Below are 10,469 nucleotides of genomic sequence, written 5' to 3'. Positions count from 1 at the left end.
CGAGATGACGTCGTCCGAGCCGTGTCGCCGATACGGCAAGGCGCTGCGCCGCCTGGGCGCCGACGACGCCACCTGCCGGTTCTTCGACGAGCACGTCACGGCCGACGCGTTGCACGAGCAACTGGCCGCGCATGATCTGTGCGGTGGCCTCGCCGAGGCAGAACCGGAGCTGGCGGACCAGATCGCGTTCGGCGCGGCGGCATGCCTGTACGTCGACGGCCGGTTTGCCGAGCACGTATTCGACAGCTGGGACGCCGGCCGCTCGTCGCTGCGGACGCCGTCGACGCAGCTGCAGCCGCCCGTCGCGGTCTGACGCGCTCAGTCGTCGACAGCCGCATCGATCCTGCGGCGCGACTTCTTATGGCTGCCGTCGCACAGCGGCTTGAGCGCGGAGCGACCGCAGCGGCACAACGCCACGACGCGGCCGGTGTCGATCGGCTCGCCGTCGACGCCGCGGACGGCGAAGTCGCCACGCAGCACCAGCGGGCCGTCCGGATAAACGGTCACGGTGGCGGCCACATCAGTCATAACCCAGGACTTCCCCGCCGCTGCGTCGAGCAAACGCCGCTCGAGCCCGAACGAGCACCGCCACGTGCTGTGGAACGACTCGGGGTGGCTAGGACGAGTTCGCGCGCGGTGATTGCCCGGGTGCACCTGGGTGGTAGTGGGCGAAGAACCGCTCGGCGGCCTGGTGGATGCGTCTGGGGTCGGCGCCGGTGACGAGCTCCCACAACAGCCCTCGGCAAGTCGCGACCCACAGTATGGCTTCGGCGCGGGCGCGGGCTGGGGTGAGGCCGAAGCTCGACATCAGCGGCTGCAGGGTGGTGATCCAGGCGTCGCGTTCGCCGTCCTGGTCGGTGACCGGGACGTCGGCGCGCAGACGCAGGGTGAACCCAAGCCGATAGACCGGCCACATGCGTGGCTGCGCCAGGTGCTTCCACATGGCCCGCATCACCGCGACCGGTTCGGCGCCGCCGATCTGCAGCGCGGACAAGTGCTCGCGTTCACGCTGTTCGCAGGCGAGGTGGACCGCGGCCAGCAACCCCGAGGTGGACCCGAAGTGATAGAGCACCAGCGAGTGGCTGACACCGGCCGCGGCGGCGAAGGACCGCAAGCTGCCCTGCGCGGACCCGCCGTCGAGCAGATGGGCCAGCACCGCAGCGGTGAGCTTCTCCCGCGCCGAGCTGGCGGCCCCATTCGCGGCCGGTTGGGGCACAAGCCGCTGCGAAGTGCCGGTTGTCGCTGCCATGTTCCTAACCATATGGTCTACTCATCAGCATAGGTAGACCAGATGGTCAAGGAGGCCTGTGATGCAATACCGCGTCGACGTTCGACTCGCTGTTCCCGCTGAACGGGCCTGGGCGCAGCTGGCCGACCTGTCCGCATGGCCGGCCTGGACCCCGACAGTCGAGTCGCTGGACAGCGCGACCCCTCGCCCGCAGGTCGGAACCGCGGTGACGATCAAACAACCTGGCCGAAAACCTGCCCACTACGTGATTGACGTCGTCGAGGACGGGCGCCGGTTCCGATGGGGCAGTGACCGGGGCGGGGTGCGCCAAGCCGCTGACCACGTCGTCGAACCCGACAGCGCCGTGGCCTGCACCGTCACGCTCACCTTCACCATGACCGGCCCGCTCGGCCGCATTCTGGGCCTCCTCGGCGCCGCCAAGATCCGCGGCATGGTCGACACCGAAGCACGCGCGCTGACCGCCGTTGTTCAGCCGCAGTCGACCGATACCTGAAAGGCAGGCACCGCACCGGCGGGAGTCCCAACCCGCGGCTTGCCAGCCGACCACGGCCGCGAGCGCGCGTGTTACGGCCGGCGCAGATCTAGCTACAGGGTTGTCCGCACGCCGTCCTCGTGCCAGACCGACCGATTCGAGCCGTGACGACGGACGTTCAGCTGGCGCGACGGCGTGACGATGCGGTCCAATGCCGTGTCGGCACGAGGCGCAGACGTTGGAAGGGACGAGATGAGCAATTCTCGCATCAAAACCTGTCTGACGTTCCTGGGCATGTCCTTCGTGATGCTGCTGTTCGCGGGCTGTTCGAGCGGCAGCCGTTCCGGCGACTACGGAGCCGGCGGCCCGCCGTCCGCCTTGACGACGCAACCGGACGCTGGTCAACAAGTCAGTTCGAGCTCGGCGTCTGCGCGCGCAGCAAACACTCCGCATCCGGCGTCAGGTGCTGGGCGATTGGACGCGCGGCAAATCGCGACCCACCTGGGTTGCACCGTTGTTTCAACCCGAGGACCTGACATCAATCTGGGCCCGAAGCCCCTGTCTACCGCGCAGTGCGACGGCGGTGGTTACGGTCGGCTCGAGATCGACGTGTATGCCGCAGCCGACGGAGTCGCGTCCACGGTCGCCATCGTCAAAAGTTTTGTTCGCGCAGGCGACGAGATTGGACTAGTCCAAGGCCCCACGTGGACCGTTGCAACGAGCCTGAACGTCGACTCGCACGGCATGGTTAGTAAAGCTCAACAGAAGCAGTCGGTACGCGCCGCGCGGCTCGTGCACGCCAAGGTCGGCGGCAAGCTCACGATCCTGCACGGATAGGCCCTCAACAAGTACCGCACCCACCTGCCGAGAGTCGATGCGTCTTCTCGACCAAGACGACGTTTCGGTGCGGTCATGGTCGTTCGACCTTCGAGCACGGCGACGGATCTGCTGCCACGCTCCACACCTACCCGTCGCATTGACCACGGGTGGGAGTCGTCACGGGACCCGGGCGGTACAACATGGCCCGGCGGCGCGTCGAGTTCGGCCGCGGCGGGCCTGGGCATGAGATAGGTGCAGTTGGAAGGCGGCGTCTACGGGTCCAGACCGGGCTGGACACGTCAGCTCGGTGAGGGCTTTGCCGCGCTTTGCGCGTTAGTCGTTCTCCACGATGAAGTCCCAGCTGACGAGCGGTTCGCCAGAGATCGGCGCCCAGTGCAGTCGACCTTCACCGGTCGGCATCACTGCGGTGACCCGAAACGTGGCTGCACGTCCGGCAGTGAGGTCGGCCGGTGGCGTCTTCTCCCGGCTGACGTAGGTCGGGTGGAAGGTACGGCCCAGTTGGTCGGTAAGGGTGAAGTCGCGCAACCGGATGGGCACCGTCCCGCCGACGTGGTCAAGCGAGACGGTAAAGGTCGCCGTCACCGCCGGCGGCGGGGGTGAGACGAACGGCGGGACGGTCGGGCCGGTGACCGTAGCGAGCGCCTGACCCGTGGGCAGCTTCACCTGCACCCCGATACCTTGCACTGCCAGCTGCGGCGAGGCGGCCGTCGCCGTGACTATGCGGTCGACCGGCGTAGACGCGCTTGGTAAGAAGGTCGGCAAGCTGCGGTACCCCAGCGGCGCCTCGGACGTCGCACGGTGCGCGGGTTTCGCCGAGGTGCATCCGGCAAGAGCGAACAGTGCAAGCGCGAGAACAGCGGCGGCACAGCGACTTCTCGTTGCCGTCCGGCTGCCGACGTGGATTGTGTCGTCACGTCCTGCCGGGACGACAACCGACGGGTGGTACGGATCCGAAGATCCGCACCACCCGTGCCAGCTTCGGTGCCGCGTCGTCATTGACCTCGACGTCGCACGGTCGCGCCGCTGGCGTCGTGCGGGTGTTGGCGGCCGTGGTGCTTGCGCTTCGGCAACCGGGTGAAGACGTCCTTGCCGAACGTGCGCAGGTCCGGCTGGGCCGCGAAGCCGATGTGCCCCTGGCCGTCCAGGCCCTTGGACACCGACCCGGCGCCGCCGGCGATCGTGCCGCGCTCATCACCCTTGCTGACCTTGAACAGGTCCTCCATGGTGCGCAGCCAGCTGTAGTGGTTGTACTTCACTGTCGACACCGTGCCGGGCTTGATCAGTGGGCTGATGAGCACGCTGCCCGTGTCGCCGCCACCGGGGGTCTCGATAGTCTGCGAGTACAGCGGGTCGCTCGCCGCGGACTCGGCCGTGAACTGGATGCTCGTCACGGCACCGGACAACGTCTCGGGGTTGCCGGTGGTGCAGTCGACCAGCTTGAACGAGCCGTAGTAGGCCTTGTTGGCCGGGTTGCTGGCCGGTTTCGTGGTCGCGGCGCTGCTGGCGGTGTCGAAGCGCGGACCAGAATCGGTCACCGGGCCGACGCACGCGTTGGCCGGGATCCCGGCGCCGGAGATCTGCCGCCCGGCATCGGGCGCCGTGATGTTCGGGTCGATCACCGAAGCACCGCCGGACGAACCGCTGACGCCCGTGCTGTCGGTGCGTGCGCCGGGCGTCGAGTTGCCCCCGCCGAGCACGTACTTCGAGTCCACTCCTGGATCACCGCTCAAGCTCGCCGGGCGGTCAATGAACGCGCTGTCGCCCGGTCCGGGATAGACCTGGTTGCCGTGCGAATCCTGCAGCAGCGGGGTGTTCGGACCCGTCGGCTCGGTGGCGGTGTTGACCACGCGACCGCGCCGGTCGAAGCTCTGCCCCGCTGTGTCGGACTGGGCGTAGCCGGACGCGTTGGCCGGCGTCGAGACGTGCGCGGTGCTGCCCGGGTTGTTGGCGTTGTTGAAGCTCGAGTTCGCGAACGGCGGGTTGGCCTCGTCGAACGTGACGTCGATCAGGCCACCGTCGCGGAACGCCGCCGACTGCTCGATCAGCGGGATGTAGTACTTCAGGAAAAGATCCGACGCGTAGAGGCCGCCGGTGTAGTTCGTCGGCGCGGTCGCCTCCGGCTGGTAGGCCGCCTTGCCGGCGGGCCGGTAGTCCGGGCGGCCCTGCGCGTCGAACGCGCCGGACAGATTGTTCCCGGCACAGATCGCGTCGTGGGCGTCCGAGCAGTTGTCCGGCGTGATCCAACTGAACGCCGGGGTGTCCTTCTCTTTCTGCAGGTCGTGCACCAAACCCGTCTTCGTGTTGTCCAGGTTGGCGATCTGTTTGGCGGTGCAGTCGCGGTTACTGCTCAGCAGAGACTCGAACCACGGGAAGGGGAAGTGCTTGGGCACGTACTGGTCGGTGGCGTTGGCCGAACCGGGGTTTGCAATACCCGTGCCGGACGGGTCGCCCGGGCCGCCGCACTTGTTCACGGCGTGCGGTGCGCCGGTGGCGTCCGGGTTGCCGAGGTCCTGCGCGTAGCCCTTCCACTTCACGCCTGCGGCGTCGAACTGGTTGAACAGGGTGGGCACGCTTGCGGGATAGACGCAACCGGTGCCGCCGTGCGCGCCCTCTGCTGCGCCGCCCGGAACCGGGTTGGCGTAGGGCGAACCGGTCTCGGCGAACTGGCCGCGGTCGGTCGTCGAGGCGTCCTTGGTCCGCGAGCTGGTGACCACCGAGCCGTGTTCGTCGGAGTACACCGGGCAGTCGTTCTGGTCGGCCGGCGCCGGGCCTTGGCCGCTGACCAATGATGTGTAGTTGTCCAGGCTGAAGTGGCCGGTGCCATAGTAGTTCTTGAGCAGGGCGCCCTGCGAAGGCAGCGTCTTCCAGAGATAGCTGTTCTTGTTCAGGCTGCTGAACGACGCGTCATAGGACTTGTTCTCGAGGATGATCAGCCAGACATGTTTGACGCCGCCCACTGGCGTGCCGCTCGACGTGAGGACGACGCTGCTGGGCTTGGCCGCGCGCGGTGTCGAGCCGGCGGCCGGAATGGCCTGAATCGATACGGCCGCGGCGGCCAGCGCGACCGCGCCCGCCAGCACCTTGACACTTCGGGGGCGCACACCAAGTCGTTTCACACCTCGACACGCTAAAGCGTCACATGCCCCACGAAGCGAACGGAAGGTGTCGAAAGGGACAACAGTGACAACCGGACGTGATCGGGCGGCTACTGATTTCCGTGACGTGCGGGTGACGGCGGCGCCAGGGGCGATGTCCCGCTCCCCCGACGGGGTGCGGATTCTGCGGTGTGACTGAGCGACGCGTGCCAGCGAGCGACCTCGACAGGCATTTGCATACGCCAAATGTCAGCTGTCACGATCTTGGGGTGCGTCGCGGCCCCGTGTCGAGCATCATCGCGCTGACCGTTGTCCTTGCTGGATGCGCCAGCGGCCAGGCGGGCAACTCAGGTGAGGGCAGGACCGCGGCGATAGGTACGGTCCGGCCATCGTCTGCGTCGGCTGCACGGGCTACGTCAGCCGACTATGCGGCGCACGTTTTGACGCAAGCCAAGTTCTGCGGCTCGCGTCTCGAGTTGCCGGCTCACACCGCCGGCAACGCCTCGGACCGTGCGGTGCAGCAGTGCGTGCGACGGCACGGGACGGCATCCACCCTTATTTCGGTGATGGACTATCGCTCGCAGCAGGAGCTGACACGCGCGACAAGGCCGAGTGAGGGACGCGCGTCATGCCTGGCCGACGCGAGCGATGGCTGGGTGCTGTGCCTACGAGCTCCGCAACAACCCGATCTGGTCCCAGCTGACAGGCAAGCCGTTGCAAAGCTATTCGGGGCGAAGCTCAAGCCAGTCGGCTGAGGATGCTCGCCGAGGTCGCAGCTGTCACGCGCAGACGACATCCTCAGTGAGGGAAATGGAGGGCCGCGTCCACCAAAGCAGGGACGTCCTCGTCATTGAGATCTGACGGCGACAGAGCGTTCAGCGGAAACGCCAAATTGTCCTGATCGCGCGACCCTATGATTCTCACTGGTTGCGGCCGCGAGCCCGGGCACCTAGCCCAGCGGATACCGGCCATCGAGGGAGCGGGCGACGGGAATCGAACCCGCACAATCAGTTTGGAAGACTGAGACTCTGCCATTGAGCTACGCCCGCGCGGGCGGCAAGCAGCCGCACCGCAGCAGAGAATACCGGGTCAGCGCGCGGCGACCTCGACGTCGATCTCCGGCCGGTCGGCATAGAACGCCAGGTGGTCCTTGATCGGCGCAACCGCGTCGTAGGGCGCCTCGTACGTCCACACGACGTTGTCCACGACGCCCGATCCGGCGTCGACGCTGTAGTAGGCACTCTCGCCCTTGAACGGGCAATACGTCTCGTGGTCCGTGCGCTGCAGCACCGACATGTCGACGTCGGCGCGTGGCACGTACTGCACCGGCGGGTAGTCCGCCTCGCGCAACTCCTGCGCGGCCGTCGTGTCGGCCACGATCTTGCCGGCGACCGTCACGACGACGTGCGCCGGATTCGGCGTCACGGTGATGGGGTGATCGGGACCGGGCTGCAACACGGGCTTGTCGGACATGGCGGCCTCCTCGCGCTGGACGTGTCCCGGCACAACGACCCCGACGTGACGAGCATTCCAGGTTCAGGCCGGGGTTTGGCCGCCCTGCGCCAGCATGATCAGCGCGAGCGTCTGCATCGCGTTGGCCAGCGAGCGGGATGCGGCGCGCGGCGCCATGTCGAGTTCGGCCGCTGCCTGCCGTTGCGTGCGTCGCTCGAAGTACACGAGTTGCACCAGCGAGCGCTGCGTCGGCTCGAGCCTGCGCAGCGCTGCACGAACGTCGGCCGACCACGCGACCAAGGCCGCGGCGTGTCCATCGCCCTGATCGACATCGCTGCGCGGCACGTGTGGATCCTCCCCCGCGAAGGTCACGAAAGGGACAAGCGTCGGTGGCACCTCGGCCGGATGTATTGCCCTTGTTAGGTGTGAGTGAGACAGTTCGGTGCCCCCATGCACGAATGCGCAGGAGATCCCCCCGTGTACAGATCCCGGATCACGCGACCGCTCGCCCTGTGCGTCGCATTGCTCACCGTCGGCAGCCTGCTCGCCGCGCCGGACGCCGTAGCGACATCCACGACACGCGCGTCCGCCACGTCGCGCGCCGCCGACGCCGCCGTCCGCTATGCCCGCGCGCACGGCATGAGCTCGGGCATCGCCGTCCTCGACACCCGCACCGGCCGACTGACGACGGCCGGCAACGCGCACCGCGAGTTCGCCAGCGCGTCCGTGGTCAAGACGCTGATCGCGACGCGGCTGCTGCTGACGCACCAGATGCACGGGCACACCGCAACGCTTGCGTCCTCGATGATCCGCCGTTCGGACAACGCAGCCGCATGGAAGCTGTACCCGAAGGTCGGCCGCGACGGGCTGCTGCCATGGATCGCCCGGCACTACCGGATCAACGGCCTGGGTGCGCGCCCGGCGATGCACGGCATCTGGGGCAGCACGCGCATCACCGCAGTCGGCATGGCGCGCTTCTACGCCAGGGTGCGCCGCGACGCCACGGTCTGGCCATGGCTGTCGAAGCAGATGCACGCCTACAGCAAGCGCAGTGCGGCCAATGAGCCCAACGCGTTCGGTCTCGCTGCCGCCCAGCCGTCGGCGGCTGTCAAGAACGGCTGGGACACCAACCGCGACATCGAGCACCCGCGCAACGCGATCATCAACTCCACCGGCTTCGTCGATCACGACCGGTACGCCGTCGCGATCCTCGCTGAGGGGCCGCACCGGCTGTACTACCGCGCGGGCGAGGCGATCGTCACGCACGAGGCGCAGCTGCTGTTCCCGCGCCGTCCCGCGGCCCGCACGACGCACGCGGCCGCGGCATTCGCGAACGCGCAGACGAGCACGGCGTGCCGCTACCGGGCGACGTCGTGTCACACGCCGGTCGTGGTGCTCGACCCGGGCCACAACGGCGGCAACGGCAAGCATCTGCACTACATCAACCACAAGGTGTACGCCGGCTACGGGCGGCACAAGGCCTGCAACACCACGGGCACCGCGACGAACCACGGGTACTCGGAGCACGCGTTCACCTTCGACGTCGCGAAGCGCGTCCGGGCGATCCTGCGCAGCAACGGCGTGCAGGTCGTCATGACGCGCACCAACGATCACGGCGTCGGGCCGTGCGTCAACAAGCGGGCGCAGATCGAGAGCCGCAAGGGCGTGGCCGCGGCCGTGGCGATCCACGCGGACGGCGCGCGGGCGAGCGGGCACGGCTTCCACGTCTGCGAGGACAGCCGCCGCCCGGTCGGCGCGTCGGCGGCCACGGTGTTGAAATCCCGTTCGCTGAGCCGGCTGGTGCACGACTCGCTCGCGGCCCACTCGGGACTCGTCACCTCCACCTACCTCGGCCACCACGGCTACTACTACCGCAGCGACCTCGCCGGGCTGAACCTGTCGACGAAGCCGACGACGTTCCTCGAGATCGGCAACATGCGCAACCGGCACGACGCGCGGCTGCAGTCGAGCGGGGCCGGCCGCGAGCGCATCGCCCGCGCGGTGGCCGCGGGCATCCTGGCCTACCTGGAGCGCTGACCTCGCACGCCGTCTCGACGGCGCTGGCAGGATGCGGGGCGTGAACCCCACCCTGCTGACCGGCCCGCCGATGCGGCTGCGCCTCGGCGCGCACGTGCTGCCGATGGTCGGCCGGGTGCGGATGTACGTCTGCGGCATCACGCCGTACGACGTCACGCACCTCGGCCACGCCGCCACCTACATCTGGGCCGATGCCGCCGAACGGGTCCTGCGCTGGCACGGCCACACGGTGACCGTGGCGCGCAACGTCACTGATGTCGACGACGTGCTGTTCGCCGAGGCCCGCCGGCGCGGCGAGTCACACACCATGCTTGCCACGCTGCAACGTGCCTCTTTCGAGAACACCATGGCCACGCTGCAGGTCCGGCCGCCCGACCTCGCGCCGAGCGCCGCCCAGCACATCGGGCACGTCGTGCAACTCGCGGCGGCGCTGCTGGACCGCGACGCTGCCTACGAACGCAACGGCACCGTGTACGCGCGCACCGCGCACGCCGCGGCGCAGGCCGGCTTCACCCACGACCTCGCACTCGAACGCGCCGCGGAGTTCCACGATTCGCCCGACGACCCGGACAAGGACGATCCACTCGACGTCGTGGTGTGGCGCGCGAGCAAGCCGGACGACGACGTCAGCTGGCCCAGCCCGTGGGGTGACGGCCGCCCGGGCTGGCACGCCGAGTGCACGGCCATGGTGCTCGCGCTGTTCGGGCCGAGCGTCGACATCCACTGCGGCGGCGCGGATCTCGCGTTCCCGCACCACGCCTGCGAGGCGGCGCTGGCCGAGGCGGCCACCGGCGTCACGCCGTTCGCCCGTTCCTGGTTGCGCGCCGGGCTCGTCTCGATCGGCGGCGCGAAGATGGCCAAGTCGTCGGGCAACCTCGTGCTCGTCGAGGACCTGCTGCGCGAGCACTCCCCCGGCGCGGTGCGGCTGCTGTGCCTCAACCGCCCGTGGGCGCAGGGCTGGACCTACGAACCGGCCGCGTTGGACGCCGCCGAGGCGACGCTGCAGGAGCTCTACGCGGCCGCCGCCCGCCCCGGCATGGCGCCCGGCGCCGCGGCCGTGCCGGCGGCATTGCTCGACGACCTCGACGTGGCGCGCGCGGTCGCCGTGGCGCTCGAGGACGGCGGGCAGGCCGCACGCACATTGATCGAACTGCTAGCACTGAGCTGAATCGCGGGTTACCTGAGTCGGCGCGCGATCGCTCGGCGCCGCAAGTACGTCGTCAGTCCCACGGCGCCGACCATGCCGACGAGGAGCCCGATGAGCACGACCCGCGGACCGGCCGCGTCCGCGGTGCTCGCCCGGCCGGCCGGCACGCCCGTCGGC

Annotated in this window: 11 protein-coding genes and 1 tRNA gene; 5 read left to right on the top strand and 7 right to left on the bottom strand. The window is 68.8% G+C overall.

Annotated elements, in window-relative coordinates; genetic code table 11:
• A partial coding sequence (locus ACFFCN_RS17515; RefSeq protein ID WP_375493737.1) for an iron-containing redox enzyme family protein occupies positions 1–313 on the top strand: 313 nt, incomplete at its 5' end.
• A 5-nt stretch (positions 314–318) separates the two neighbouring features.
• On the opposite strand, the gene ACFFCN_RS17510 is transcribed toward ACFFCN_RS17515, so the two are convergent.
• Together ACFFCN_RS17510 and ACFFCN_RS17505 are read right to left on the bottom strand one after the other, a co-directional pair.
• Entirely contained in the window at positions 319–528 is a 210-nt protein-coding gene (locus ACFFCN_RS17510; RefSeq protein WP_375493735.1) for a CDGSH iron-sulfur domain-containing protein, read from the bottom strand.
• An 88-nt stretch (positions 529–616) separates the two neighbouring features.
• Positions 617–1,249 (bottom strand): TetR/AcrR family transcriptional regulator, encoded by a 633-nt coding sequence (locus ACFFCN_RS17505; protein WP_375493733.1) that lies wholly within the window; start codon positions 1,247–1,249, stop codon positions 617–619.
• A 61-nt stretch (positions 1,250–1,310) separates the two neighbouring features.
• On the opposite strand from ACFFCN_RS17505, the gene ACFFCN_RS17500 reads away from it, so the two are divergent.
• The gene (locus ACFFCN_RS17500; RefSeq protein ID WP_375493731.1) at positions 1,311–1,742 is read left to right on the top strand and encodes an SRPBCC family protein; all 432 of its coding nucleotides are present in this window, start codon (positions 1,311–1,313) and stop codon (positions 1,740–1,742) included.
• 231 nt (positions 1,743–1,973) lie between these two features.
• Positions 1,974–2,558, top strand: a complete 585-nt coding sequence (locus ACFFCN_RS17495) for a hypothetical protein (RefSeq protein ID WP_375493730.1) — start codon at positions 1,974–1,976, stop codon at positions 2,556–2,558.
• Positions 2,559–2,873: 315 nt separating this feature from the next.
• Here the strand turns inward: ACFFCN_RS17495 and ACFFCN_RS17490 are convergent, their stop codons facing one another.
• From ACFFCN_RS17490 to ACFFCN_RS17470, 5 genes are all read right to left on the bottom strand, one after another.
• Positions 2,874–3,230 carry a hypothetical protein gene (locus ACFFCN_RS17490; protein ID WP_375493728.1) on the bottom strand — a complete coding sequence of 119 codons (357 nt, stop codon included), beginning with the start codon at positions 3,228–3,230 and terminating at the stop codon, positions 2,874–2,876.
• 323 nt (positions 3,231–3,553) lie between these two features.
• Positions 3,554–5,662 carry an alkaline phosphatase family protein gene (locus tag ACFFCN_RS17485; RefSeq protein ID WP_375493726.1) on the bottom strand — a complete coding sequence of 703 codons (2,109 nt, stop codon included), beginning with the start codon at positions 5,660–5,662 and terminating at the stop codon, positions 3,554–3,556.
• A 972-nt stretch (positions 5,663–6,634) separates the two neighbouring features.
• Positions 6,635–6,705 (bottom strand) — tRNA-Gly (locus tag ACFFCN_RS17480).
• A gap of 40 nt (positions 6,706–6,745) precedes the next feature.
• Entirely contained in the window at positions 6,746–7,129 is a 384-nt protein-coding gene (locus ACFFCN_RS17475; protein ID WP_375493724.1) for a DUF427 domain-containing protein, read from the bottom strand.
• 63 nt (positions 7,130–7,192) lie between these two features.
• Entirely contained in the window at positions 7,193–7,453 is a 261-nt protein-coding gene (locus ACFFCN_RS17470) for a sigma factor-like helix-turn-helix DNA-binding protein (RefSeq protein ID WP_375493722.1), read from the bottom strand.
• A gap of 132 nt (positions 7,454–7,585) precedes the next feature.
• Between ACFFCN_RS17470 and ACFFCN_RS17465 the strand changes: the two genes are divergently transcribed.
• Both ACFFCN_RS17465 and ACFFCN_RS17460 read left to right on the top strand, forming a co-directional pair.
• A complete protein-coding gene (locus ACFFCN_RS17465; RefSeq protein WP_375493720.1) occupies positions 7,586–9,145 on the top strand; it encodes an N-acetylmuramoyl-L-alanine amidase in 1,560 nt (519 codons plus the stop codon).
• 31 nt (positions 9,146–9,176) lie between these two features.
• Positions 9,177–10,313: a cysteine--tRNA ligase gene (locus ACFFCN_RS17460; protein WP_375493719.1), complete on the top strand. Its 1,137-nt coding sequence runs from the start codon at positions 9,177–9,179 to the stop codon at positions 10,311–10,313.
• The last annotated feature ends 156 nt before the right edge of the window (positions 10,314–10,469 follow it).

Origin of the sequence: uncultured Jatrophihabitans sp. (assembly GCF_964246335.1) — a bacterium.
Taxonomy (GTDB): Bacteria; Actinomycetota; Actinomycetes; order Mycobacteriales; family Jatrophihabitantaceae; genus Jatrophihabitans.
Note: the sequence above shows the minus strand (reverse complement) of the source record. Positions and strands in the feature narration are given on the sequence as shown.